The 26,079-nt window shown below is 48.9% G+C and carries 21 protein-coding genes and 1 pseudogene; 9 read left to right on the forward strand and 13 right to left on the reverse strand.

Features of this window, described 5'->3' with window-relative positions:
- The first annotated feature begins 7 nt into the window (after positions 1-7).
- Positions 8-895 carry an AraC family transcriptional regulator gene (locus tag NT073_RS26160; RefSeq protein WP_297379561.1) on the forward strand — a complete coding sequence of 296 codons (888 nt, stop codon included), beginning with the start codon at positions 8-10 and terminating at the stop codon, positions 893-895.
- 383 nt (positions 896-1,278) lie between these two features.
- Here NT073_RS26160 and NT073_RS26165 read toward each other — a convergent pair whose 3' ends face one another.
- Both NT073_RS26165 and radA read right to left on the reverse strand, forming a co-directional pair.
- Positions 1,279-2,166: an alpha/beta hydrolase gene (locus NT073_RS26165; protein ID WP_297379564.1), complete on the reverse strand. Its 888-nt coding sequence runs from the start codon at positions 2,164-2,166 to the stop codon at positions 1,279-1,281.
- 102 nt (positions 2,167-2,268) lie between these two features.
- Complete coding sequence (gene radA, locus NT073_RS26170) at positions 2,269-3,654, reverse strand: DNA repair protein RadA (protein WP_297379567.1); 1,386 nt, start codon at positions 3,652-3,654, stop codon at positions 2,269-2,271.
- A gap of 216 nt (positions 3,655-3,870) precedes the next feature.
- Here radA and NT073_RS26175 point away from each other — a divergent pair, with 216 nt between their 5' ends.
- Positions 3,871-4,545 (forward strand): outer membrane beta-barrel protein, encoded by a 675-nt coding sequence (locus NT073_RS26175; RefSeq protein ID WP_297379570.1) that lies wholly within the window; start codon positions 3,871-3,873, stop codon positions 4,543-4,545.
- Positions 4,546-4,669: 124 nt separating this feature from the next.
- Here the strand turns inward: NT073_RS26175 and NT073_RS26180 are convergent, their stop codons facing one another.
- Together NT073_RS26180 and NT073_RS26185 are read right to left on the reverse strand one after the other, a co-directional pair.
- On the reverse strand, positions 4,670-5,089 hold the full coding sequence (locus tag NT073_RS26180) for a LytTR family DNA-binding domain-containing protein (RefSeq protein ID WP_297379572.1): 420 nt from the start codon (positions 5,087-5,089) through the stop codon (positions 4,670-4,672).
- A gap of 251 nt (positions 5,090-5,340) precedes the next feature.
- Positions 5,341-5,772: a LytTR family DNA-binding domain-containing protein gene (locus tag NT073_RS26185; RefSeq protein ID WP_297379575.1), complete on the reverse strand. Its 432-nt coding sequence runs from the start codon at positions 5,770-5,772 to the stop codon at positions 5,341-5,343.
- A 354-nt stretch (positions 5,773-6,126) separates the two neighbouring features.
- Between NT073_RS26185 and pheS the strand changes: the two genes are divergently transcribed.
- From pheS to NT073_RS26205, 4 genes are all read left to right on the forward strand, one after another.
- A complete protein-coding gene (pheS, locus tag NT073_RS26190; protein WP_297379577.1) occupies positions 6,127-7,167 on the forward strand; it encodes a phenylalanine--tRNA ligase subunit alpha in 1,041 nt (346 codons plus the stop codon).
- A 109-nt stretch (positions 7,168-7,276) separates the two neighbouring features.
- Entirely contained in the window at positions 7,277-8,491 is a 1,215-nt protein-coding gene (locus NT073_RS26195) for an exodeoxyribonuclease VII large subunit (protein ID WP_297379579.1), read from the forward strand.
- 59 nt (positions 8,492-8,550) lie between these two features.
- Positions 8,551-8,739 (forward strand): exodeoxyribonuclease VII small subunit, encoded by a 189-nt coding sequence (xseB, locus tag NT073_RS26200; RefSeq protein WP_012925116.1) that lies wholly within the window; start codon positions 8,551-8,553, stop codon positions 8,737-8,739.
- Between the two features lie 193 nt (positions 8,740-8,932).
- Positions 8,933-10,219 carry a DUF937 domain-containing protein gene (locus NT073_RS26205; protein ID WP_366107849.1) on the forward strand — a complete coding sequence of 429 codons (1,287 nt, stop codon included), beginning with the start codon at positions 8,933-8,935 and terminating at the stop codon, positions 10,217-10,219.
- A 167-nt stretch (positions 10,220-10,386) separates the two neighbouring features.
- Here the strand turns inward: NT073_RS26205 and NT073_RS26210 are convergent, their stop codons facing one another.
- Positions 10,387-10,950 (reverse strand): DUF4136 domain-containing protein, encoded by a 564-nt coding sequence (locus NT073_RS26210; protein ID WP_297379586.1) that lies wholly within the window; start codon positions 10,948-10,950, stop codon positions 10,387-10,389.
- Between the two features lie 158 nt (positions 10,951-11,108).
- Between NT073_RS26210 and NT073_RS26215 the strand changes: the two genes are divergently transcribed.
- From NT073_RS26215 to clpB, 3 genes and pseudogenes are all read left to right on the forward strand, one after another.
- Entirely contained in the window at positions 11,109-12,191 is a 1,083-nt protein-coding gene (locus NT073_RS26215; protein ID WP_297379589.1) for an SDR family oxidoreductase, read from the forward strand.
- An 84-nt stretch (positions 12,192-12,275) separates the two neighbouring features.
- Positions 12,276-13,226, forward strand: coding sequence for a TspO/MBR family protein (locus NT073_RS26220; RefSeq protein WP_297379591.1), 951 nt, complete (start codon positions 12,276-12,278; stop codon positions 13,224-13,226).
- Positions 13,227-13,557: 331 nt separating this feature from the next.
- Positions 13,558-16,192, forward strand: a pseudogene (clpB, locus tag NT073_RS26225) (ATP-dependent chaperone ClpB).
- A 178-nt stretch (positions 16,193-16,370) separates the two neighbouring features.
- Here clpB and NT073_RS26230 read toward each other — a convergent pair.
- From NT073_RS26230 to NT073_RS26265, 8 genes are all read right to left on the reverse strand, one after another.
- The gene (locus NT073_RS26230; protein ID WP_297379592.1) at positions 16,371-17,174 is read right to left on the reverse strand and encodes an alpha/beta hydrolase; all 804 of its coding nucleotides are present in this window, start codon (positions 17,172-17,174) and stop codon (positions 16,371-16,373) included.
- Between the two features lie 3 nt (positions 17,175-17,177).
- Positions 17,178-18,071, reverse strand: a complete 894-nt coding sequence (locus NT073_RS26235; RefSeq protein ID WP_297379595.1) for a Rieske 2Fe-2S domain-containing protein — start codon at positions 18,069-18,071, stop codon at positions 17,178-17,180.
- Positions 18,002-20,260: a tetratricopeptide repeat protein gene (locus tag NT073_RS26240; RefSeq protein ID WP_297379597.1), complete on the reverse strand. Its 2,259-nt coding sequence runs from the start codon at positions 20,258-20,260 to the stop codon at positions 18,002-18,004. The genes NT073_RS26235 and NT073_RS26240 overlap by 70 nt, the downstream gene beginning before the upstream one ends.
- A 5-nt stretch (positions 20,261-20,265) precedes the next feature.
- The gene (locus tag NT073_RS26245) at positions 20,266-21,066 is read right to left on the reverse strand and encodes a SagB/ThcOx family dehydrogenase (RefSeq protein WP_297379600.1); all 801 of its coding nucleotides are present in this window, start codon (positions 21,064-21,066) and stop codon (positions 20,266-20,268) included.
- Positions 21,067-21,100: 34 nt separating this feature from the next.
- A complete protein-coding gene (locus tag NT073_RS26250; RefSeq protein WP_297379602.1) occupies positions 21,101-22,453 on the reverse strand; it encodes a YcaO-like family protein in 1,353 nt (450 codons plus the stop codon).
- 17 nt (positions 22,454-22,470) lie between these two features.
- Positions 22,471-23,562 (reverse strand): TOMM precursor leader peptide-binding protein, encoded by a 1,092-nt coding sequence (locus tag NT073_RS26255; protein WP_297379605.1) that lies wholly within the window; start codon positions 23,560-23,562, stop codon positions 22,471-22,473.
- Between the two features lie 24 nt (positions 23,563-23,586).
- Entirely contained in the window at positions 23,587-24,942 is a 1,356-nt protein-coding gene (locus tag NT073_RS26260) for a radical SAM protein (protein ID WP_297379607.1), read from the reverse strand.
- Positions 24,943-25,011: 69 nt separating this feature from the next.
- Positions 25,012-25,443: a hypothetical protein gene (locus NT073_RS26265; RefSeq protein WP_297379609.1), complete on the reverse strand. Its 432-nt coding sequence runs from the start codon at positions 25,441-25,443 to the stop codon at positions 25,012-25,014.
- Positions 25,444-26,079 lie beyond the last annotated feature (636 nt).

Raw genomic sequence — 26,079 nt, forward strand, 5'->3', positions numbered from 1 at the left:
CAATTGAGTGAAACAGCCTCTACGCAAAGACCTTGAACCCGTTGCGGCTTCATTCATCGTAAAAGAATTGGTGGAGCCCCATTTCGACCCAAACTGGCACTTCCATCCCCATTATCAGTTATTTCTGGTAGAAAAAGGTACGGGAACCCGCTTTATTGGCGATTCGATAAAGCCCTTTGGCCCCGGCGACCTGGTTTTCCTAGGCCCGAACTTACCTCACCTTTGGCGCAGTGATCAGGTGTATTTTGATAGGCAACTGTCTTCAACTCCAGACGAGTTGATTACGCGTGGCATTGTCGTCTATTTCACGGAAGACTTTCTGGGTCCGGATTTCTTCGAAAAACAGGAAATGGCTCCATTGCGGCAGTTATTGAATCAGTCGCGGCAGGGGCTGGAATGGATGGGGGCAACGCGTGGACAAACTGCGACTGCCTTAAAGAATTTATCAAAACAACCCGTGGGATTTCAGCGCGTTATCAGTCTACTAACGCTCCTGAACGATCTTACGCTGGCTTCCGACTTTCGCTATCTGACCAGTCCGGGTTATACGAACACAGTCAAACCCGCCGAAACAGACCGGATGCAACTGGTTCATGACTATGTACTGGGGCACTTCCCGGACGATCTCAGTCTGGATACCGTTGCCGATCTGGCGGGTATGACATCGCCGGCCTTTTGTCGGTATTTTAAAGCCAGGGCCAATAAAACGTTTTCGGAGTTCGTTTCGGAGGTTCGTATCGGTCATGCCTGTAAGCTGCTCATGAACGGCAAGCTAAACATCACTCAAATCAGTTTTGAGAGCGGCTTCAGAACCTTATCGAATTTTAACCGCCAGTTTAAGGACATTACCGGCCAGACGCCCTCCGGCTACGTCAAAACGTACCGTCGTCTATAAAACAGGCCTTCCTCAAAAAAACAGCCCCCTCTCTCACGAAAGGGGGCTGTTTGGTTTTCTGTAAAGCAAAGCCGACACTAAAAAACAGCTACGACTTGACACGTCACTAAGCAGGTTTTTTCAAATACAGAGGCATAGAGAGTACAAAGGTCAAAAAATAATTTTTGGTCATTTAATCCCTGTATTCTCCGTGTCTCTGCGTTCAAAGAAAATCACTTAGATAAGTAGGCCAGCTAAAGTACACTAGAGTATTTTTGATAGAGCGAATTTGTTATGCTGACGCAGGAAACATCTTCTCCAGCAGCCATAATGCCTTTACCGAAGCTGCTTTCTGCGTCAGCATGACAAAAAGTAACCTAAGCTATTTGATCTTGATTGCTTAATTAATACAAGGTAGTTGTACCAACAGACTCGCGAACTGATACGCCTTCCTGAATAAACGAAAGCAGATCCTCCGTCAGACGGTCTTTCTCGGTAACGAATAAGCCGTGTGGAGCGCCATCGTACACAAGGTACTGGGCGTTAGGCAACGCGTTGGCGGTTCGTTCACCCGACGCTTCGATAGGTACCGTTTTATCGGAATCGCCGTGAATGATCAGGGCAGGTACCTGAATCTGGGTCAAATCATCCCGAAAATCGGTTTCAGCAAATGACTTCGCGCATTCGAGCGTCGCCTTATGAGAAGCTACATAGGCACGGGCAAAGTCGCCGTCCAGATGCGCCTGACTAACGGGCTTGCTAATGAGGTTTACACCGTAAAACTGCTTGCCAAATGTTTGCAGAAAAGCAGCCCGGTCTTTCTGTATGTTTTCGGTGATTTCGTCAAAGACGTCTTTATCGACGCCATCCGGGTTGTCTTCCGTTTTAAGGAGATAAGGCGTTACCGCGCTTACGAAAGCCACCTTGGCTACGCGTGCGCCCCCATGACGGCTCATGTAGCGGGCTACTTCGCCACCACCCATCGAAAAACCGACCAAGGTTACATTCTGGAGGTTCAATTCGTCGAGTACTGCTTTCAGATCGTCGGCCAGAGTATCATAATCATATCCATCCCAAGGCTGACTCGACTTCCCAAAACCACGGCGGTCGTAGGCTACTACACGCAGACCATGAGCAGGCAATTCTGCCAGTTGATAATCCCACATTTCGTGGCTCAGAGGCCAGCCGTGAATTAGTACAACCGTTGATCCGGCCGTGCTGGTACCTAAATCCTGATAAAAGAGTTTAATGTCATTCCCAAAGGCATCGGTTCCTGCTTTAATGTAGCTCATAACGTTTTAAGATTTGTCGAGTAATTCGATTTACTAAGTAGAACTATAGCTACGATAAATAGTTGGGAACGGATTTGTGAATGAATCATTTTCCGAGTACCACTACATCAAAACACCCTGAAAAACCTCATCCAGTCGGGAAACGGGATGGATGTCGATTTTATAACTTTTCGTATCGAGTCCTTTCAAGTTGTATTTGGAAATGAACATCTTCTTAAAGCCCAGTTTTTCGGCTTCAGCAATGCGCGATTCGATCCGGCTCACGGCCCGCACCTCACCGCCTAACCCGATTTCGGCGGCAAAGGCCACGGAGGGCGGAATGGCAATATCCTCGTAACTCGACACAATGGCGGCACAAACGGCCAGATCGATAGCCGGGTCTTCTACCCGAAGTCCACCGGCAATGTTCAGGAACACGTCCTGCTGACCCAGTCGGAAGCCTCCGCGCTTTTCCAGCACAGCCAGTAGCATATTGAGCCGTTTGGCATCGAAACCGGTGCTGCTTCGCTGGGGGGTGCCGTAGGTTGCTACGCTCACCAGCGCCTGAGATTCAATCATGAGGGGTCGGTTGCCTTCCAGCATCGACCCGATGGTAACGCCACTCAAGGCTTCGTCGCGTTGCGAAATCAGGATTTCGGACGGATTGGTTACCTGCCGGAGCCCGGAACCGAGCATTTCGTAGATTCCCAGTTCATCCGTGCTGCCAAAACGGTTTTTCGTCGTCCGAAGAATACGGTAGGTGGTGTGGCGATCGCCTTCAAAGGTCAGTACCGTATCGACCATGTGTTCGAGCACCTTCGGGCCGGCCAGCGATCCTTCTTTGGTGATGTGGCCAATCATGAATACCGGCACACCACTCTCTTTGGCATATTTCATAAACTCGGCCGTGCATTCACGCACTTGAGAAACACTCCCCGCCCCCGATTCTACCAGCGACGACTGCATGGTTTGAATGGAGTCAATGATGAGCACTTCCGGCTCAAAATGCTCGACCACCCGGAAGATATTCTGCGTCGAAGTCTCGGTCATCACGTGGCAATCGCTGGTGGGTGCGTCCAGGCGTTCGGCCCGCATTTTTATTTGCTGTTCACTTTCTTCGCCGGATACATACAGTACCCGCAATCCGGCCAGACTCAGTGCAATTTGCAACAGCAGGGTTGACTTGCCGATGCCCGGTTCTCCACCAATTAATACAAGCGAGCCAGCCACAATACCACCGCCCAGTACCCGATTCAGTTCCCCATCGGTGGTCGTCACACGGGGTTGTTCTTCGTAATTGATGGCGTGAATCGCTTTGGGCTTAGCGGCTATCTTCAGGCCGCCCGGCCCGGCCGATGGGCTGCGCCAGCCCCCTTTTTCGGGTTCATCTTTCTGGACGACTTCTTCAACGATGGTGTTCCATTCGCCACAGGCCGGGCAGCGGCCCATCCATTTGGCGGACTGGTTTCCGCAACTCTGGCAAAAAAAAGTAGTTTTTAACTTGGCCATTATACGTATGTAAGGCAATAATGTGCAGGAACGGACAACTAATTTCTGATGCGATTAAACTAGTGCTGTACGAATGCATCAAAGCTCAGAAACGCGGCAGTTTTAGTTACCCGGGCATCCTTTACAGAACGCCATTCACTCGAAATAAGTTGATGCAAAGTACCGTGTTGCCCCAATTTACGTTTACCTATCAATATCTTATTTACACAGCTACACATGAAAAAAATCCTGCTTTTCGCTTCGCTCGCTATGCTGCCAGCTCTGTCATTTGCACAGGGTGGTTTCCAGATTGGTATTAAAGGCGGTGTCAATTTATCCAAACTGAGTTTTGGCAACTTCATTCGAACCGGAACGAGTGGAACCGGCGCACCAACGGTAAATATTGACGGGCAAACCTTTCGGAATAACTTAAGTGATAGTTTCGATAGCAAAACGGGTACCTCGTTCGGTATTTATACGCGCTTTGGTAAAAACCTGTTTATTCAACCTGAGTTACTGTACTCGACACGTTCGGGCCAGTTTGGCGTTATTCGCAATGGGCAAACAGAAACGGTTACGGTGAAGACCACAAGTTTTGATGTTCCGCTGCTGCTGGGTATTAAAGGTGGGCCCATTCGGGTAATGGCCGGTCCGGTTGTTTCTTTCCGAATCGACGATAATCAGAAACTGGGGCAGGCACTGAGTCAGTATACCAGTGGCAGTCTTAATGATGCCTGGTCCAAAGCCTATTATGGTTATCAGGTAGGTGGTGGCCTGGATCTTGGTTCGCTTGGAATTGATGTGCGTTATGAAGGCAATCTGTCCGACATTGCTCAAATTGAAGATAGCCAGGGCAAATTCAGCCAACGCCTAAAATCATGGCAGATTACGCTGGCGTACAAACTGTTTTAAATTAGTCAGTCGGTAAGTGGCTACGCCCAAGTCGGTAAGTGCTGATGCGAACGATTTGTTTTCGCGTCAGCACTTACCGACTTGGGCGTAGCCACTTACCGACCTATCGACTCTTTTAACTTACTTAATTCAGTAACCGAAGCCAGTACTGGGCAAGGCGTTGAGAAATGTCTTTCATCCGGCGCCTTGAGATGGCTACCTCACGACCATCGGCCATACGTACCTGACGTTCGCGGTTGAAAATGCTCCGTTGAACGTAAGCCAGGTTAACAATATAAGATTTGTGAATACGCAGAAACATGGTACCATCCAGCGTTTTCTCAAACTCTTTAAGGGTCTTCGAAACCAGATAGCGTTTACGATCCCGTGTGTGCAGGAACGTATAATTTCCTTCACCCTGAAGACACAGTATGTCATCAACCGAGATGAAAATTGTGCGATTCAGATAAGGCAGTGCAATGCGCTGTGAACCACGCTGATAAGACGTTGGAAATTGAGGAACAACGGCAAGTGGCTGGGTCGAGGAAAAAACTGGAGATTCCATAGTAGAGAATAGTTTATGTTCAGTGTCTGAGTTGCTGACCGATGAAACAAAACTACCTCATACCCGCTTTCCCAAAAAGGATGGCCTGATGAACAAGGGCCGAAGGAAAACTTCAACCAGTTGTAAATCAGGCCATTAGAGTTTAGACTCCTCTTTTCTTCGGGTGAATGTACTCAACTCTATGCGTAAAACTACGCGGTTACGCAGACTGTGTATTTCCCACATTTTTTGTGGGAAATCGGCACTAATTATTAACTTACTACTACAGGCTGAAAATCACGAATACGGTCCATAAAAACCTGCGCCCGGCGACGAGAGATTTTTACTTGCTGACCATCTGTAAGTTCAAGTTCGCCTTCTTTTTTAATGAAGAATTTGCGCACAAAAACCAAATTAACAATACAGGATTTGTGTACACGTACAAATGCCTGTCCATCGAGAAGTGTTTCGTATTCTTTTAGCGTGCGGGAGACCAACATTTTTGTACCATCTTTCAAAAAGAAATTGGTATAGTTGCCGCAACCTTCCAACCGGACGATTTCGTCTACAGAAACAGTCCGTTTGCGATCATAAAACGGTATGAGAAGCTTTTGCAAACAAGTGGAATCGGCAATTTTTTCCACACTTTTGTGGAAAGGCCTAGACATAGGTTCGAAAAGAGAGTCGTTAGCGAATGCGTTCATAATCGTTTTATGAGATAATTGTTTATTAATAGTTTCCTGCTGATTATCAGAGACTTAATAAGTCGTTTTGGCTATAAAAAGCGACCTTTGTATCCCCGATTATACTTATTACATTTACAACAATCAGACCTAGTTCTTGAAATACGATAAATTGTTCATATTTTACACTCAATTCATTAGTTGTCAGTAGAGTTTTACCGAATAATAAAGAAATCGGCTCTAATCGACGCTTGGAATTGTACAATTTCTCCCCGGGCAATTAAGCGATACGGACCCCAACCACCGTCAAGAGCCTCAACTCCTCTGCACAGTTTTATGTACCTTTGTTCTACCAAGTAGTGAAACACATAGTATATGCTGGATAAAGTAAAGGACATCCACCAGGAGATTGAACAGTTTGACATCAAATCGCCGGAACAGCTGGAACAGTTTCGTATGCGATTTATTAGCCGTAAAGGCGTTATAACCGAATTATTTGAGGGGCTGAAAAGTGTTCCCCAAGCTGACCGGCGTACGGTTGGACAGGAATTGAACGGGTTGAAAAACTTTGCTCAGGAACGCTTCGACATGTTCAACCAACTGGTTGAAGAGCAACGAACAGCCGCCAGCAGTGCCCCTCCTGTCGACCTTACTCTACCGACCATACCCAACTTAACCGGTACTCAACACCCGCTCAGTCTGGTTCGTCAGCGTATTATCCAGATTTTCGAGCGCATTGGCTTTAACGTTGCCGACGGCCCTGAGATCGAATCGGACTGGTATAACTTTGGTGCCCTGAACTTCCCGGACAACCACCCGGCCCGCGATATGCAGGACACGTTTTTTGTGGAGAAAATGACCGAAGGGGCTCCGTCAGATATGTTGCTCCGTACCCACACGTCGAATGTACAAATTCGGTTGATGGAACGGCAAAAGCCTCCTATTCGGTCCATCATGCCGGGCCGCGTTTACCGTAACGAAACGATTTCGGCGCGGGCACACTGTATGTTCCATCAGGTTGAAGGCATTTACATTGACCGGAACGTGGGTTTTAAAGACCTGAAAGACACCCTGTATCACTTTGTAAAGGAAATGTTTGAGCCCGGTACACAGATCCGTTTCCGGCCCTCTTACTTCCCATTCACCGAGCCAAGCGCCGAAATCGACATTTCGTGTCAGATTTGTGGCGGTAAAGGCTGCAATATCTGCAAACACTCGGGTTGGGTCGAGATTGCAGGTTCGGGTATGGTTGACCCACAGGTTATTGCCAATTGCGGTATTGACCCCGAAGAATATACAGGTTTTGCCTTTGGTATGGGGATCGAACGCATTACGCAGTTGAAATATGTAGTAAACGACCTGCGCCTGTATACAGAAAACGACGTGCGTTTCCTGCGTCAGTTTGAAGGACTTTAACTCAATGATAGAATGCCTAAATGAGTGAATGAGTGAATAACTATTCCAGTCTTTTCACAGCAACCTGACCATTCACTTATTTACTCATTCTATCATTCACTCATTGATTATGTCTCCCATCCGCCTTTCTGATTTAGCTTTTACCCTCGAAGCCGTCATTGACGAAGCCTTCGGACAGAAAGCCGTGTGGGTAGTGGCCGAAACCAGTGACATTAAAAATTATCCGGATCGAGGGTATTGCTTCCTGACACTGGTTGAACGAGATGCTACCGGTGGCACTTCGGGCCGCGATACGCTGGCTAAACTCGATGCTTGTGTGTGGCGAAAGAACTACCACACGATCAGCGATTTCGAACGGGAGACAGGCGTAGCTTTCGCCCGAAATATTCAGTTGTTACTGCTGGTGTCCGTCAGTTTCAGCCCGGTATACGGGTTACGGCTCGAAATCCTTAAAATCGACCCGTCGTATACCCTCGGCAACTTGGAACGCGAACGGCAACAGGTACTCGACACGCTCGTTCAGAAGCACCCGGACTTGGTTTGGCTCGAAGCTGGGCAGTATATAACGGCTAACCAACTGCTTCCCCGTCCGTCTGTTATGCAGAGACTGGCGCTGATTACAGCGCCCAACTCGGACGGCTGGCGCGACTTTCGGCATGAGTTGGCTCAAAATCCGTTCGGTTATGACTTCGTTGTCGATGAATACCTAACCCAGGTACAGGGCCAGGGAGCCGAGCGGGCCATTTGCAGCCAGTTGGAACGCATTCGAAGCAGTGAGTTGATTTACGATGCCGTTGTTATTGTACGTGGTGGGGGATCACAACTGGACTTTGGCTCGTTCGACACCTATCTGATAGGACACACTGTGGCTGGCTTTCCGATTCCGGTTCTGGCGGGAATTGGTCACGAACGCAACGTCAGTATTACGGACCTGCTGTGCCACCAAAGTGTGAAAACACCCACTAAAGCGGCTGCTTTTTTGATTGAACACAATCGGCAATTTGAAGAGAACTGCCTGCTTCTGCGGGAGCGGTTACGCGTCGTAACCCGCGAGGCTTTTCAAACAGCCCGGGAAGATCTTGACCGGGAGACGGAGCGGCTTCGGTTTGTTTCCCAGACTTACTTTCGAGCCTGTCACACAAACCTGGCCGAGAAAGTTGTTACCCTGCGCCACCTCGACCCGTCAAATGTACTGCGTCGTGGATATGCGCTGTTGCTGCGTAATGGTCGAATACTCACTCAAATTACCGATGTTCAACCCAACGAAATACTTCAGGTACAGATGTATGACGGAAGTATCAATATAGTCGTTAGCCATTCGTAAATCGTTGTTGCTGAACGACTGTTCGCTCCTGGCTACCAACTGACAACCATTGACCAACTATGACTTATCAGGATGCATATGACCAACTTACTACGCTGGTCAATGAAATTGAAAATGAGCAGGTTCCACTGGATGAACTACCCGGCAAAATTCGGTTAGCCAGTGAGCTGATTACCTTTTGTCAGGAACGGCTACGTGCTGTTGAGACGGAATATCAGGAAGTTATAGAAAAGTTACCAAAGCGTTGAAATAAGGAATTAATTAATCCGCTTATATGAAACCTTTGCTAAACCTTACCTAATTTTAGCCCGGGGGTAAATCCCAAGGTGCTTCGTGTTGTTTTGGCTGCGTGTTTCTTGATAAGCACTATTTCTTGCCTGATTGAGTCATTGTCCTATGAATTTATTTGCTAATCTGACTAATGTTTTAAACTCGGAGGTTTTGTCTCGTATAGCTACCTATATCGACGAACCTATCGAAAAAACAAGCAAGGCCGTTGATGGCCTTGTGTATACAATTGTGGGGGGGTTAATGAAACGCACAACCAGTGAAATTGGCGTCAATCAACTATTTAACCATATTCAAAAAGGCCGTTACGACGGCACCCCACTGGATAATCTGGCAACTGTGCTTCGTGACCCTGCTCATACAAACATGCTCATTACGCAGGGCAACGATGTTATTAGCCATCTGCTGCCAGCCATGAAGAGTTCAATAGGCAGCATGATTTCGGGCTATGCTAACATCCGCAACTCATCGGCCATTTCGCTGTTGGGCTTAACAACAACCATTGTTCTTCAGGTACTTGGCAAACAGGTAAAAGAGCAAAAGCTGGACGCAGATGGTCTGGCAGCCACCCTGTTTACCGAACGGGAGTCTTTTGTCAACATCGTGCCCGAGTCCTTTATGCCTCAACTGGTGGACAAAGTGGGCCTTCATCAAATTGTTGCCGGTGCAGCCGGACCTGCCCGGCGCACACCGGCAGAAGCGCCCGGTAAGCCCGTTGCAACGGCAGCGCCTGTGCGCCCAACGATAGCCTATGATGCCGCCGACGATTCGGATAGCGACAACGGGGCACTGACAAAGTGGGGAGTTGGTATACTATTCGCACTGGCGCTGGCTTTCGGTGGGTATTACCTTTATCAGAACACCCAAAAGTATTCAGATGGACAGGAAGAAACGTCTGACCTTGCTACCGTTACCAGCGACACGATTCAGGCAGATACCGTAACCCGGTCGCTGGCCGTTCCTAAAGAGCAGCCAGCTGCAACTACCCCTAAATCGGCAACAACGGCTATCGCAGCAACGGCCACAGCGACGCCAGCAGCCGCCGGAAGCCTTACCCGTGAAATGACGCCCTATCTTACCAATCCAACCTTACCCAAGGGACGTTTTTTTGCGCTTCCCGGAATTGCCTTTCAGCCGGGTTCGTTGTCGATGACGGCCACTTCGCAGGCGTCTATCAACGAGTTGTCGACGCTGTTAAAAACGTATCCACAGTTACAGATTCAGTTGGTTGGTTATGCGAATGATGCACAGGGCGGAACAACGAACAAGGGATTATCTTTTAAACGGGTCAATTTGATCAAGCAGCAACTAATTACTTCGGGCATCAATTTCCAGCGCGTCGATGCCATTGGGCGGGGTACGGGTGTCATGCGAAACGACACATCCAGAGTTCCGAAGCCATCCATGCGAAAAATCGTGATGCGGGTTGTTGTTAAGTAACAGCAACATTCTCAAAACCCAGTCAACAAAAAAGCGGAACCTAATTGGGCATAGCTATAGACTATGCCGATCTTCTCGCCAGCATTCAGCAACAGAACAAAGTAGGAACTCCATCATAACCGATACGATAACAATCGGGGCGGCCTATTAATAGGCCGCCCCGATTGTTATGAGTTAATACCGGGAAACTTCGTAAATACCTTGCTGACAGCGTCGTTGATCTGTTCCGATGTGACGCCTTTTTTACCCAGTATACTCGATACGGCGGCATCCCAGATAAGGCTCTCTTTTCGGGCATCAACAATGTGCAAGCTAAGCGTACCTTCCCGGTAGGTACCCACCGGTACGTCCTGACTTTGCCAGTGATACCGATATTGGCCGATATACCGGGGCGCTTCGTAAATTGTTGTGGGCCGGGTTTGTGTTTTCTCATTCACAACCGCCCCGATATTTACCAGTAAATCAGGCTGCCCCGTACTCCGATCATCACTCACTGGCCGATAGCCCCGCTTTGTCAACTCAGTTGCAACGGCCCGTTTAACCTGCTCCATCGTGGAGCGGAACTCAATTGTTCCCGGTGCGGGATCAACCCGACTGGTATCTACAAACGCAAAAGTTCGGTAGGAAGTCCAGGGGGCTGCACTGTCGCGTTCATTTCGCACAATACGGTAGGGCGAACAGGCGGTTACCCCCACCAGCAACAGCATAATAAATCCTTGTATCGTTTTCATAACATCGTGATCTGTACCTATAAACAGAACACCGGACAGACCCGTTTTGTCCCGAAAAATTCGACTACGGACTGCGTATAAACACCGGGCTGTTAAAACAACTTTCGCTGGTTGCAGTTCCTTAGGGGAAGTGTGTACTCACTAAACAATACTAGATTATGAATTCAGAGACAGGAAAAACTGCCCTGATTACCGGTGCCTCCAGCGGCATTGGTCAGGAACTTGCCAAGCTCTTCGCACAAGATGGCTATAACCTGGTTTTAGTAGGTCGCAGCGACGAAAAACTCGACCGGCTGGGCGAAGTCTTCAAAAGCAATTACGGTACTGACCAGGTTACCGTCATCACCAAAGACCTGGCGCAGGAGGATGCCGCGCAGGATGTCTATAACCAGGTAAAAGCAAAGGGCATTACCGTCAATGTACTGGTCAACGATGCTGGGGTTGGTCTGTATGGTCTGTTTGCTACCGACACCGACTGGGAGCGGGAGAAGTCGATGATTCATCTCAACGTGCTGTCGCTAACGCAAATGACCAAGTTGTTTCTGTACGATATGCTGGCCCGTAACGAGGGTAAAATTCTGAATCTTGCCTCGCTCCTTTCTATTACCCCTTCGCCATTGATGGCCGTTTATGCCGGCACGAAAGCGTATGTTTATAATTTCACGCAATCGCTGGTCAACGAGTTGAAAGACACGAACGTAAGCATTACGGCCCTGCTGCCAAATGCTACGGATACCGATTTCTTTAACAAGGCGAATGCTGAGAACACCAAAATAACCGACGAGCTACAAGACCCCGTTATGGTTGCGAAAGCCGGTTATGACGCTCTCATGGCGGGTAAACCTAAGATTGTACCGGGCGGACTGAAAAACAAATCGTACGAAGTAATGGCGTATGTAGCCCCGCAGGAGGCACTGGCCGCGCTGATGCGCGATAAGATGTCGCAGAAGCCGGAACCCGAAGAGAAAGAACCCATGATTTCGCTTGCATGGGGCATTGGCTTCGGTATTGCCGTGATTGCGGGTATTGCGCTGACCATTGGCTACAAAAACGCCAGCCCTTACGACAAAGTACGGTACAAATACAAAGCAAAATCGGCGGGCGATGCCTTATCCAACACCTTGTCGTCGGTGTTCGATAAAGTGGCTCACAGCGTTGTAGACGCCTACCAGACCACCAAAGGCAAAGCAGAGAAATTTGCCCACAAGGAAGAGGAAATGCTGGAAGAGATAACCGCATAAGGTAACCGGACTGTACGAATCAACTAACCCAATAAGCCCGTGTAAGCGCTTATTGGGTTTCATTCATTTCAGACTCAACATAGCATGAAAAACTCATCATTTTGGCGAATTGCGACGGCGGTCTTTGCCGTTGGCAGCATCATCTATACAACCACATCCAGCAGCCGGTCACGGCAACAAAGTAAGGCCCGTCATGATGCCGACCAGAGCGGATCAGAATATGAATACGATGTGCCGGTAGAGTACGAAGAGGTCTTCGAGAAAAACATGATCGTACCGGCAGGCTGGGCATTTGGTGTGGTCTGGTCGACGATATATTCAGGTTTGGGGGCATTGATGGTTCATCAGGCCCTGCCTTCGCAGGAGAACAACCCCCGGTACCAGAAGGCGTTGCCCTGGTGGCTGGCGAGCTGGACGCTCAACGCCATTTTTGGTCGATTCTTCTCCCAGAATGATCCCCAAAGCATTATCATTTCCGACCTGACAACCAAGTTTAACCTGCCAGCCGCTCTGGGCCTGCATCAGAGTCTGGAAATTGGCAAAACCGACGTGTCGGGGCCCGAAAAGTACCTCCGTATTCCGGTTAGTTTATACGCGGGCTGGCTAACGGCGGCAACGGTTGTCGGCACACCGAATACCATACTGACACTAAATGCCTGGGAGCCCGATGAGGAGCGTGATGAACCCGTTTCGGCAGGAATTCTGAGTGCCACCGCCGGGGCGGGCTACCTCATTGCCAATCGACTTAACGACCCCTGGTACATGGTACCTTTCGTAGCTGGGTTTAGCGGTATTGCCACACGGCAGTGGGAAAAGCAGCCTGTGGTTGGGTGGACGGCGGCCATGCTGGCGGCTGCTTACGTTGGACTACTGGCGTACTGGCTCCCTAAAGGCAAATTCCACGAATTTGACGAGTATACAGTAGAAGATACCAAAGCTGAATTGATAAGTAGCCCAATCGAAACATGGGAACCCCATCAGGCTGGGATTGCCCGGGAGCGAATGAAGCCTATAGAAGCCGAAGGGCTCGATTAAAAGAAAGCCGCCTTGTGAGAACAAGGCGGCTTTTTTATATGTGATTTTTGGTAATCCCATTGGGGTGCCCTGGTCCAGCGTATATTTTTATACAGGCCGTTCCCTACCGGGGCTGAACATATGCGGTACATTAACCCTCGGTTCTTCACGTCATAATTTCCACTTTCGCATTTGTTTATACTATTAAAAAACGCCATAATGGCGCAATACGAGCCAGAAAGGACCATTTTCCAGCCAAATTGACCGAAAAGCCAGCGCGGTACATGATTTGTTACTAAGTAGTCATACAGTTAACAACCCAATCGCAACAGCGAACAACCTAACTACCATCATGGACTTTAAGAATTACACCATAAAAGCACAGGAGGTCGTGCAGAAGGCATCGGAGATTGCCCTCGGCAACGGCCAGCAACGGCCAGCAAAGTATTGAGACGGGGCATCTGCTCCAGGCCATTCTGTCGGAAGATGAAAACGTTGTCGGATTCATCGCCAAAAAGACCGGCGTTAATTTACAAAATACCAATGCCGCTCTACAGGCTATTCTGACTACCTACCCGAAAGTATCGGGCGGTACGAATGGTGTCTATCTGAGCAACGATACAGCCGCTGCTTTTGCCAAAGCCACCAGTTACACCAAAGAGTTCGGCGACGAATTTGTAAGCGTCGAACTGATGTTATTGGGACTAATGGGCGGCAAAGACCAAATTGCAACGTTATTGAAAGACGCCGGTTTCAACGAGAAAAAAACGAAAGCGGCCATCAACGAACTTAGAAAAGGAAATTCGGTGAAAGACCAGAACGCAGAAGCAAAATATCAATCTCTGGAGCGGTACAGCATTAACCTGAATGAACGCGCCCGAACAGGTAAAATCGACCCGGTGATTGGCCGCGACGAGGAGATTCGGCGTGTACTGCAAATCCTGAGCCGCCGTACCAAAAATAACCCGATCCTGCTCGGTGAGCCGGGCGTCGGTAAAACCGCCATTGTTGAAGGACTCGCCCCCCAGCGTATTGTTTCGGGCGACGTTCCGGAGAACCTGAAAACCAAAACCATCGTCTCACTCGACATGGGTTTGCTCATTGCGGGTGCCAAGTACAAAGGCGAGTTCGAAGAACGTTTGAAAGCCGTTATTAAAGAGGTTACTGATTCGGACGGGGAAATCATTCTCTTTATCGACGAAATTCACACGCTAGTTGGTGCCGGGGCCGGTGGCGAAGGCGCAATGGATGCCGCCAATCTGCTCAAACCAGCCCTGTCGCGTGGCGAACTGCATACCATTGGTGCCACCACGCTGAAAGAATACCAGAAATACATCGAGAAAGATAAAGCCCTCGAACGCCGTTTCCAGGCGGTTGTCGTCGACGAACCCGATATGGCCGATGCCATTTCGATTCTTCGCGGGATCAAGGATAAGTACGAGCTCCACCACGGTGTTCGGATCAAAGACGATGCGGTTATTGCGGCCGTTGAACTTTCAACCCGTTACATCACCGACCGTTTTCTGCCCGATAAAGCCATTGACCTCATGGACGAAGCAGCCGCCAAGCTCCGTCTGGAAATGGATTCCGTACCCGAAGAACTCGACGAACTGAACCGCCGGATTATGCAGTTGGAGATTGAGCGGGAAGCCATCCGTCGCGAAAACGACAAGGAAAAGGAAACCGTGCTAAACAAGCAAATCGAAGACCTGAGCGAGCAACGGAACGACCTCAAAGCCCGATGGGAAACAGAAAAGGCATCGGTCAACGAAGGGCGGACGATGAAAGAACAACTCGATCAGTTACGCTTTGAAGCCGAACAGGCCGAACGTTCCGGCGACTATGGTAAAGTAGCCGAGATTCGGTATGGCCGGATTCCCGAGATAGAAAACAAACTGAACTCCCTGGCGAAAGAAGGTAACGATACCAACTCGTCGGACCGGATGATGCAGGAGGAAGTGACAGCAGAAGACATAGCCGAGGTAGTAGCCAAATGGACCGGCATCCCTGTGTCGAAAATGCTCCAGAGTGACCGCGAAAAACTGCTCAATCTGGAAAAAGAACTGGGCAAACGCGTAGCCGGACAGGCCGAAGCCATTGAGGTAGTGGCCGATGCAGTTCGCAGGAGCCGGGCCGGTATGCAGGACCCCAAACGGCCCATTGGTTCGTTTATCTTCCTGGGTACAACCGGGGTCGGTAAAACCGAAGTAGCCCGAACATTGGCCGAGTACCTGTTCAACGATGAGAACGCACTGGTTCGGATTGATATGTCGGAATACCAGGAACGCCACGCCGTCAGCCGATTGATTGGTGCCCCTCCGGGATACGTGGGTTATGACGAAGGTGGCCAGTTAACGGAAGCCGTTCGCCGGAAACCTTACTCGGTGGTGTTGCTCGATGAAATTGAGAAAGCCCACCCCGATGTCTGGAACATTCTGCTGCAAGTGCTCGACGATGGTCGCCTGACCGACAACAAAGGACGTGTGGCAAACTTCAAGAACACGATCATCATCATGACCTCCAACATTGGCAGCCACCTGATTCAGGAGAAATTCGCCGAAGATGAAGGCTGGAACCACTCGCTGGTGCTGGAAGAAGCGAAGTCGGCGGTAATGGAGTTGCTAAAACAAACCATCCGCCCCGAATTCCTGAACCGGATTGACGAGATCGTGATGTTCGAACCGCTCACCCAGGCCAACATCCGCAAGATTGTCGACATTCAATTCCGCCAGATCAAACAGCGCCTGGCCGAAAACGGTATCCAGCTCGACGCCACCGACGAAGCCCTAGCCAAATTGGGCGAAGAAGGTTTCGATCCGCAGTTTGGTGCCCGCCCGCTGAAGCGAGTGATGCAACGCCGGATACTCAATGAGCTGTCGAAGAGCATTCTCTCGGGCGAGGTCAAAAAAGACTCAGTTGTCCTGATGGAACTGACCGACGACGGCGAAATAGCCTTTACCAACCTCGACGCTGAGATTGAGTTATAATGGGTATTGTGAATAATAGCTGAATACAGGTTGACATTAGCTCAACTCCGGATTATCAGGTACACAGTCGACACCAAACGTTAACGGGGGCTCTGTAGTTAACGTTTAGTGTCGACTGCTATATAACGCGGACAAAAGCTATGCATAAAGTAGTTCTAGCTCTCGTCGGCCCGGTTATTCACGTTAAGCTTAGAAAATACTCATTGATCAATGAAAGCGTAGTTGCCGGTTTTTCAAACAAGGCCAGGTGTCCACAGCCTTCTAAATATTTACGAGTTAATTTTTTGTATTGCTGTTTGAGGAGTTCCGCACTTCGTTTAATGTGAGACATATCTTCGTCGCCTAATAGATAAAGACAAGGAAAGTCGATGGACCTGAGCGCGGGGACTAACTGTCTATGGGCCAGAAAGCGGGCGAACTGGTTGTCGGCAAGTTCTTCCCAACGATGCTGCTCAATAGCCTGTAATAAAAATGGCCAGTTTTCAGATTGTTTTATTCCGGTAAAAATATGTGGAGGGCTTTTTATCCAGGCTTCGGTTAGCCAGGGCCCGTTGCCTTTCTCCTGATAAAGCCGTACCAACTCAAGGTTTTTTGTCTGAGCGTCTAAGTCCACATCCATCCCACCCACAGGAGACGAGTTCAACACCATACCCATAAATGAACTGGGATATTGAATGGCAATTTGCAAACCTACGATCCCTCCAAATGAAAGCCCAACCAGGTACTGAGCATTCAGCGAACGGGCAGTTTGAGCAATTTGGGTTGCAAGTTGTTCGAGCCCTTGTATCTCCTGAATTCCACATGATCTTCCATGACCGGGCAAGTCGGGGGCAAGGTGCGAATAACCAGGTAGCTTATCCCAGATTATTGACCAAATCTGGTTATTCATTGTATAGCCATGAAGCCATAAGATAGTGGGACCGGCATTTTGTCGAATTCGCCAGGTAAGCCCTTCAATTTGGCAATGCTGATCTTCAGACATTTATCAGTTAAATTGACGACAGAACCGTTGAAAACCTATTACTGCTTTTTCTTCAGTTCGTAGTCGGTTGAAACTTAGTGACCGATTTTCCCAGATAACCTTATCTAATTCGAGCCCTTTCCGACTTTGGTCGATCAGGTATCGGCACTGTTGTAGGTCGGGTCGTGCTCCATTTTCGGGTATCGGAACGGCTATTGACAGACTTATGCACGTCTGATTGTTACGATTTTGCCGGGCAGAGGTAATGACCGTATACGGCTGATCTCCGCCTAAACTCGATACGACTAAAAAGGGGCTGTAGGCTGTTGCCGAGTAAGGAACGTCAATGGACTGTTGCCCCGGCCGACCTTTTTGCCAGGCCGAAAGGGGTAGCACGAACGTTCCGTCGATACGGAAGGCTCCCGTACTGGCCGGGTCGACCGTAAATACCGGCTCGTTCAGGATTGAATGCACTGTTCGGAAATGGAGCTGATCGAATGCATTTTCGATAACCATTTCTGGCGTAACATTCATCACGAGTTCAAAGCCTGGAATAATATAATGGTCTTGATCGAGGGCTACCATACGTTCTTCAAACCCAAAATCACCAGATAAGGGATCTGTATGTACGAACAAACACCCGCCTATCGATAACAGCTTGTATTCTGTTAAAGAGTATCCCTCCTCGGAAGGGTGCTGGAGTCCAACAGCACACCCATGAAACGGGCAAATGACCGTATTGCCTACCAATTTGCCGCCAATGGCAAGATTGGCCCCTCGGTGTGGGCAAAAAGCGTTATAGGCCCGGAAGGTTTGGCCCTCGCGAAGCAGCATAATTGTCCCTTGGCTTACATCGCCAACAGTGATGGATTGCTTAATATCGCGTTCAAATCCAAGTTGATACCAGCCTTTTTGCATGATTCTGTTGAGATTTCAATTTCAAGTATTTTCTGATGAATGAGTGTCTGTAAAACAGGATCGTTCTGTAGTTCGTGTTTGGCAGTTGGCTCGTTTTGTATTCGTTGTAAACGTTCTGTCTGTAAGGCATTTAGCTGAAACGGGCTTCTGTACCGTTTGAACGAAACGATGGCCTCACCCGCTGGTTGTATATCAACAGTTTTGATTCCTCTGTGTAATTGGAGCGTAGCCGACGTAATCAGGTTGGTATAGTCAAGCTCGGAAAGTGTCACGGTCTGATTCGCTACCTGAAAACAAACTGGACGCTCAACTAACGCGACGGTTAGCATTTCGGGCAGATTGCAGGCTATATCCGTATCCGCGTAAAGCCCAACGATAACCGTTGCAGGGTGAAACATCTCGGACGGTCCTAAATAATGACGGAGAGCTTTGTAAACAACGGTTCGAAGTGAATCAAATAATGGATCTAGTATAGGGTTGGTTTGAGGAGTTGAACTGAAGAAGACACCTATTCCCTGATTAATCAAGCCAAGGTCGGAAGCGGTTAAATACTGGCTACCTACAAAGGTCGGCGTAGGTTCGCTGTATACGCCACGGGCCTGTTGATACCTTGGATGCGCTTGAATTGCTTTTAGAAGATAAGCTGTCAGTGTCAGTGGTAACTGGTTATTGGCAGGCTCCTTAATAATGGCAGCCGTCCGCTTTGTAATCGTCTCAGGTTCAGGCATTATCAGCCAACATAAGGCGGCTTTCAGCCAGTGAATGTAGGCCGTTTCGGATTGGCCCATTTCAGTCAACAAGGCAGCTTTTTGAAGATTAATATAAACAATATCACCCTCAGTCCGTAAACCATTACTGGTATCAAAAGCACGTTGATAGTGTTGTTGGGCCAGAGAAAATTCATTGTTTCGCCGATAAAGCCGGGCGGTATTAATGGCATTAACAAAAGCCAACTGGTAATCGCTGGCGAGGTATTGCTGTTGAACACGGGCAATCTGCTGCTCCAGGCGTAACGATTGATCTGCGTTACCGTTTTTTAATTCATACAGCGCTTTGATATTGAGCAGGTAGGCGTATTCGGGCAAATGCTCATCAATGGGTTTAAGTTGCTCAAAGCAGCGCTTGGCAGTATCGAGCTGGTTAACCATGGTAGCCCCCCAGGCTTTGGCAAGCAGCAGAAACTGCTGTAAAGCCTCTGGAATACCGGGCGCAGGATCGGGCTGACCGGCCACGTCGGCAAACAGCCAGCAGGCAATCCGAATACCTTGTACCTGCGTAGCAATAGCGGCCTGTTTGGCGGGTTGTCGACAAATCCTAAACGCCTTTTCCAGGTAACGCAAACAAATACTTAGAGAGCCTTTTGCAAATTGCTGCCAGGCAAAACTGGTCAGGAAATCTACATCAGCAAAATACGTATTGCCCCAATATTGACCATAGGCTCGTATCCAGTCAGGATACGCAGGCTGAGTAAGTTTATCAAAATCCAGCTTCGGGTTAGGTGTAGGTTGTTTATAACCAAAGGGGATCAACCAGCAATTACCTTGTAGTTGGTAGCAACCAGAAGGATTTATAGCGATAGCCGGGTTGCCAATACCAGGTACTAACGAAACGGGGAGCGGCAGCGAAGGAACATTGGCAATAGGTGTATGTTCGTTGGTACAGTGTGCCCAATTAATACGAAGGTTTGTATACGACGTTTCTGTAACAGCTACCACAATCAGTTTATGACTGGTTGTAGCGATAAGCTGACAAAAGAGGTTCAGAAAAATACCATTTTCGTCGGCCAGTAACCAGTTATCACATCCCAATATGGCAACAAATGTTTGTGGTGGCATCTCTACCTGCGCCAGCAACTGCCGGGCCAGACAAAGGCTCTTCTGAAAAGCGGGTTGTCCCTGAGCTTCTGCGTCTATTCCCGTACTGACAAGTTGTGAAAACGATAACATCTTTCCCGATGCCGCCATTGCCCCCCCGGTAGTACTTCTGTTAATCGGACTCAATTCAAGCTGCAACTGACTGGCCCATTCACAGGCAACCTGATTAGCCTGCCACGCTCCTTTGCTTAAATCTGCAAAACAATAGCTAACCGGGTAGCCGTGTTTGTGCAGATAGCTTAAGAGCTGTTCCAGATTAGTGCAAACAAGGCCGGTTAATATCGGGGGGCTTATGTTCCGTTGAAAAACAGGCATTCTCATTAAGCGTTATCTTGATTATCACCAAGAGCAAGGCAGTATAAGCAAGAGGCCGTCACACCGTCTAACTTCAGAAACTCGTCGGCCCGATGATCCAAAAAACCACCAACCGGCACTGTACCGAAACCGAGAGCTTTAGCGGCTAAAATCATATTTTGTACAACGTGGCCGGCTTCTATAAGCGCAAAGCGGTAGCCACGTTCGCCATATTTAAAGGTTATTCGCTCAAACCAGCCTGTAACGAAAAACATAGCTGATGAATTGAATGCCAGTTCCGGCTGAATAAATACATCACGTAATGCCCTGGATTGATCTCCCCGCTGAAGAAGACTAATGGAGTTCATTGATGGATTGTAATGGTATAAGCCGATTTCCAATCCCTCAATATAGGTGTGGTGAAAAAAGATTTCGAGCGGATATAAAGCCCCTGCCGATGGAACCGTCCGGAATGGATGCGGAAACTCGGTGTCGGCATTGGTACGATTGATTCCGTAACCACTATACAGTAGGGTAGCCAGCGCATCGACGTCCATTTTTTTGGGTAACACTGTTCGGGCTGTGGTGCGCTCGTGCATGATTTGCCAAAGCGAAGCATCGGGTTGAACAGGTAAGTCAGGCAGGGCAACTTTCGGAAAGCCCGCATAGTCCTGGCTAACAATCAGGTCAAGTGTTTTGGCCTGAAGTTCGTTAAGGGCAACACTTTTATTTAAAGTCGTAAGTTTCGAATTTTCATGATAGACCTCCCAAAGCAGTTCATCGAGTTGCTCCTCAGGTTCGCCGAGTTGATTCCAGAATGTTTCCATAGTGTAAACAGATTAAGGATAGTTACAGAGAGTATCAGGGATAGGCGTGTGGGGCGGGGTTATCGCCGGTGTCCGGATGGATGCCAGGATAGCCTAATGCCTGGGGAGCCGTCCAGAGTCGATTGCCGCCAAGACACCGGTTTTGGAATCCCATGCAGAGCCGCTGCATGCCCGGAATGACGACACGTACCACATGGAAACCCAGGTTGCCGACATCCGGTGTTGTCATATCCTTGACATACACCCGTTCGCCAATAGAATATACAGCCCGTAATAGGTTCCAGAGGGTGTCTTCTCGGGTTTCGCCTACCAGCGACTGAATGGAGTCAAAATCGACTCTTTTGGCCGACTTAAAGACAAAATCGGCATGATGAGCCAACTGATGGTCGCAGTAAAAGTGCAGGTGCTGCGCCTGATCCGTAACATTGCGGTGATGCGGGAAGTCGGCCGGGAACGACGGCGAGTGTTGCATTAACCGTGAGCAATAACGACGGGTGTGGGGAAGTTCCTCCAAACTTTTGCGGGCCGCTTTTTCGGGGTCCGGGTCTGAGGCACCCGCAAAAATCAGAGCCGGTGTATCTGGCTGGCCGTTTGTTTTGAGAACGCTCAGAATGGTTGGGATACCGTGGTCGAGCGTGCTGTTAAACATAATTACCCGGCTTCCATTTTGCTCCAGCCGCCGAACAATATCGTAGTTGGTGTCGCTTAGAGTCTCAATCCGGATTTGGGGTAACGACATCATCGCCTGCCACATAAGCATGACGGCATCGCGTTCAATAACCTCACAAATGGCCGAAATCGTTGCGTCATAAAACGACATGTGAGCGGCCATACCCGTCGAAATTGGCTGGAGTATCGGCGCATCGCCCGTTCCCTGGTAATACAGGTAAGGCATGTAGACACTGGCTGCCGGAATAAAAACCGACTGGCCGGTGTAGATTTCCAGCGATTCGACCCACCGCACGGGCGTATAGTCGGTAAAGGGCACAAATAGGAAGTCTTCCTGCTCATACTGCCAATCGGCATAGAGGGCAAAGTCGGAAGGGGGCGCGCAGGTAAAGGGGGCGTCGGCGTAGGTGGTGAGGGGAAGTTCGTTACGGTCGTAAATAGCCGACGAGTACCGCTCAATGGCCTCACCAATGGCTTTGGCTTTGGCAACATCTTTGTAGATCGAGGCTCCTCCGGTATTGTTAAAGTTTTTTTCATCGGCAAAAGCGCTGCTATTGCACGCCTGGCACGAAAAGTGAAAAAACTCAGGATCTCCGGCAAAACGCGGAACCTGTTTAACTTCTTTGAGAATACCAACCGAAGGATCGACTAACAGAGAGGCTATATCGCGTAAACGGTTATTTTTAAAGGATGTAAATTGGAGCGAAGCAGTTTCCACGATGCAGTTGGCTTTGGTTATTCCTCATTGGTTAACATGTACGTAGAGTTAAACACCGTGTAGGGCGACCGTTTGTGTACCGTTCCGCACACCGGGCAGCGAGGTAGCTTCAGCACTTTTCGGGGCTTCATCTCTGTCTTGAGCAGGTTGATTTCGAGCACTGTACCGGCATTCCAGGTTTGCATAATCCGACCAAACTGCTTAAACAGCTCAAAAGCAGCAATGTCGCCCAAAATAGAAGCCATCGACGGATGAAACCCTGACACAATTTGTCCTTCATACGCGGCAAGTTCAACGGTTCTTGAGGTGACGTAATCACGTTGCTGGGCATTGCTCCTGCCCAGATAACATTCCAGACAAGCAGTTTCGCCAGGCATGACAAAGGGGCCAACATATCCTTTCAGGTTACTCAACACGACCGGCATAAATGGAATTTTGTTGTCAACGGCAAACTTGTTGAATTCCCGCATGAGCTGATGCCCGCCAAAGTCAGATGTAACGACCAGGCTGTCGATAGGAGCCGAAAGAGAGAGGTTATCGACCCATTCTTCATAAGACACAACTGAGGCAAAAACGCCCGTCTGATACGGCTCCAGCAGGGTGTCTGTAGAACCAAAGAAGGTTATATTGCGAAACAGCGGGGTGTCTACAAGGGTTACGTTGCCGAACCCACTTTCGCGGAGGCTCGAAACCAGCTGCCTGGAAACGGTATTAACCCCCAACACCACAATGGATTTTTGAAGGATGCGCTGCAAGGAGTCGGGTGTAAGTCCCAAATTCCAGTGGAGCAACGGTTGACGGTATGCATCGCTGGCTTCCAGTGTATCCAGTTCCGCTTTTGAAGCATCGACCAGAAACCCCTTTTGCCGAAGGTCATGCAGTATTTGAACAATCGTTTCGTGAAGGCTTTCCCCAAAATAAGCCAGTAAATCAGCTTCGGCAATGCCGTCGCCGGAAGCCATAGTAACCAGCACATTCATGAGGTCAAAGGCCAGTTCACCGGTTAGTTTCACTTGTACGATGCCCCGTCGCAGAATAACGCCCTCGTCGATCTCGATGAGCTGCGAAGGGAGGAAAATGATTCTGGATTCGTCTAAATCTAATTTCATGAGCGTTTAGGAATAAAAGCACGATTAAATGGCGGTAATCCGGTTGGTGTGGTGCCGGACAATGGGTTTATGAATCAAAAACTGCGAATAACTACCGGCAAATAGTTTAAACAGGTTGCGGTATATCTGCCTGAACTGGTCGGGTGGAAGACGCGATGGCATGACTAAACTTTGGGTGTCAAAATAGTCCCAGTCAGGTCGTCCATTGGGTTGCTTTATCGTGATGTTGCTAAAATCGGGAGCCAGCAAATCCGTTCCTGGCAGCGGTGTCAGGATAGTGAACGTTGGGTAATCGAGTTTAAAGTGTTCGACAAACCGGACCAGCTGCTTAAAGTCGGAAGCCGAGTAATCGGTGTTCACGACAAATTGCGCCAACACCTCAATGTCCAGTTCACGGGCGGTGTCGAGACCTTTTTCGATTTGCTGAAGGCTTTGGCGCTTATTATACTCTTTCAGGTCTTTATCCGTGTAGGCATCAATACCAACAAATAAGCGTTCGAGCCCTATGTTTTTCCAATGTTGCAGTACATCTTTATTACGAATCAGCGAGTCGATCCGGCAATACGCAAAGAATCGTTTATGTACACCAGCCGCCTTGAGAGCCAGTGCCAGCAACTCCATCCGCTTGCTGTCAATAAAGGCCTCGTCGTCGATCAGAAATACGTATTCTTCTTTAATCTCACTGATCTCGGCAACAACCTGCTCAATGGCCCGTTTGTGATAACGCCCATCCATTACCTGCCAGAGTGAACAGAATGTGCAGCGATACGGACACCCAACCGTAGTACGCACCAGAGCAACGGGTTGCATCCAGTCAATAAAATAGCGATGCCGGTCGGCCTGAGTCAGTGTGCGGTTGGGCCTCGGCAAACTGTCTATCAAAAAAGGGGGCTGCTCCCCCCCGTACTGAAACGCTCCGTCAGCATGTCGGCACCATACCCCCGGAATCCGGTAATAATTTTGCTCACCAAGACACTGTTTGGCAATAGCCCGTACCGGACTAACACCCTCGCCGGAAACGACCAGGTCGACAACGGGTTCGAAAAAATCTTCCGGTAAAATAGTAGCATGATGCCCGCCAACGACTGTCAGGCAGTCAGGAATAATTTCCTTAACCGTTTTCAATACTAGTAACCCCGCCCGCACATGCATGGAATAGGCGGTAACCCCAACAATGTGGGGCTTGTATTCGCTAACGGTAGCCGCCAACGTTTCGGGGTGTAGCCGCAGGTCAAGTATTCGAACATCATGTCCGTCCTCCAGCAAGCCGGCAGCCAGGTACTCTAACGCTAATGGCTCCGCAATGGCACCGAGGTCCCCTCCCCAATCAGGGTCTGTTCGGGCTTTGGGCCAAATCAATAAGATTCGCAATAAACTCATACAGATGGCTAAGGCTAAAGGGCTCTTACTGCCCCGCAAAACAGTAAGAGCCACACCATTGAAACTTAGTTATTGAATCACTAAACTACGCGACTTGCGTGTCTCGGTCTTCTGAATAACCGCCGTAGCACAGCAACATGGGCAGCAGCAGCAATTGATGTCTATTGCAGCCGGGTTAGCCCCAAGGCCACCTATGCCTTTTCCTAATACATCACGGATCACCTGTACATCCTGTACACTAATGGCAGCAGCCGCAGGCGTAAGCCTGCCTGTCCCGTTCCAGCGTCCCAGGGCCATTAAGTCCTCTTTATTCAGTCGTTGAACAGCAGTAGGCAGTTTGGCCACATCAGCCTTGTCAAACCCCATTTGGGTCAAAGGTGTACTAAGGGCCAGTCGCTTAGGTTGAAAAGCGACAGATACCGCTTTGAGTTGCGCTTCTGTCAGACCAGCGCTTTTCAGGGTGGCAACCGAAGCTGCCGATAATCTAATTGAATCAGGCATACAGATAAAGGTTTAAGTTGAATTATATAAATAAGCCCTGCGGGGGGGTTCTTTGAGGCCTTCTTGCAATTCATAAAATTTCAATTAATGTCGACAACTGTTGATTGCATTTTTAAAACGAGTTATTTACCGGTATTTTTTTGAATTATTTCTTTATTTTTCAAGAAGTCAATCGACTAAATATGCTTAGACCCGTGCCACAGTTACCTCATGAGTTATGGGGTAACCGTGGCACGGGTCTAAGTGAAAGTCCTGCTAGTATACAGGTCCGGCAAAGCAACTGCTTACCGATGTTGGTAATGAATTGAAAACTTACCGGCCTGACGGGGAAATTTGCGGAGAAGAATTGATAAATTTTGGTTAAGCAAGCCCGGTTTAACCTTCATTGAACCTACCGATTTGTAGAACGTTTGGGCAAAGGCTTCGCCCAATGCTGGACGCTACTGACGCTTTTTGAAGAAGCGGCCCGTAGAGGATTTGGTCTACCGGTTTTGGTATTTTGAGAAATGGACCTTGCCAGGAAAACGAACAAAACCAGCGTCCAGATAAAAAACAGATTACGGGACATGACATAGTTTGAGCCAAAAGCAGCCGTCCCTACTACGTTTATGTTAGCTAAAAAGTATCACCTACCTC

Origin of the sequence: Spirosoma sp. (genome assembly GCF_026391055.1) — a bacterium.
Taxonomy (GTDB): Bacteria; Bacteroidota; Bacteroidia; order Cytophagales; family Spirosomataceae; genus Spirosoma.

Coding starts and splice junctions, on each gene's coding strand:
- NT073_RS26165 (WP_297379564.1), bottom strand. CDS start 2,166: ATGAGCTACATTAAAGCAGGAACCGATGCCTTTGGGAATGACATTAAA.
- radA (WP_297379567.1), bottom strand. CDS start 3,654: ATGGCCAAGTTAAAAACTACTTTTTTTTGCCAGAGTTGCGGAAACCAG.
- NT073_RS26175 (WP_297379570.1), top strand. CDS start 3,871: ATGAAAAAAATCCTGCTTTTCGCTTCGCTCGCTATGCTGCCAGCTCTG.
- NT073_RS26180 (WP_297379572.1), bottom strand. CDS start 5,089: ATGGAATCTCCAGTTTTTTCCTCGACCCAGCCACTTGCCGTTGTTCCT.
- NT073_RS26185 (WP_297379575.1), bottom strand. CDS start 5,772: ATGAACGCATTCGCTAACGACTCTCTTTTCGAACCTATGTCTAGGCCT.
- pheS (WP_297379577.1), top strand. CDS start 6,127: ATGCTGGATAAAGTAAAGGACATCCACCAGGAGATTGAACAGTTTGAC.
- NT073_RS26195 (WP_297379579.1), top strand. CDS start 7,277: ATGTCTCCCATCCGCCTTTCTGATTTAGCTTTTACCCTCGAAGCCGTC.
- xseB (WP_012925116.1), top strand. CDS start 8,551: ATGACTTATCAGGATGCATATGACCAACTTACTACGCTGGTCAATGAA.
- NT073_RS26210 (WP_297379586.1), bottom strand. CDS start 10,950: ATGAAAACGATACAAGGATTTATTATGCTGTTGCTGGTGGGGGTAACC.
- NT073_RS26215 (WP_297379589.1), top strand. CDS start 11,109: ATGAATTCAGAGACAGGAAAAACTGCCCTGATTACCGGTGCCTCCAGC.
- NT073_RS26220 (WP_297379591.1), top strand. CDS start 12,276: ATGAAAAACTCATCATTTTGGCGAATTGCGACGGCGGTCTTTGCCGTT.
- NT073_RS26230 (WP_297379592.1), bottom strand. CDS start 17,174: ATGTCTGAAGATCAGCATTGCCAAATTGAAGGGCTTACCTGGCGAATT.
- NT073_RS26235 (WP_297379595.1), bottom strand. CDS start 18,071: ATGCAAAAAGGCTGGTATCAACTTGGATTTGAACGCGATATTAAGCAA.
- NT073_RS26240 (WP_297379597.1), bottom strand. CDS start 20,260: ATGCCTGTTTTTCAACGGAACATAAGCCCCCCGATATTAACCGGCCTT.
- NT073_RS26245 (WP_297379600.1), bottom strand. CDS start 21,066: ATGGAAACATTCTGGAATCAACTCGGCGAACCTGAGGAGCAACTCGAT.
- NT073_RS26255 (WP_297379605.1), bottom strand. CDS start 23,562: ATGAAATTAGATTTAGACGAATCCAGAATCATTTTCCTCCCTTCGCAG.
- NT073_RS26260 (WP_297379607.1), bottom strand. CDS start 24,942: ATGAGTTTATTGCGAATCTTATTGATTTGGCCCAAAGCCCGAACAGAC.
- NT073_RS26265 (WP_297379609.1), bottom strand. CDS start 25,443: ATGCCTGATTCAATTAGATTATCGGCAGCTTCGGTTGCCACCCTGAAA.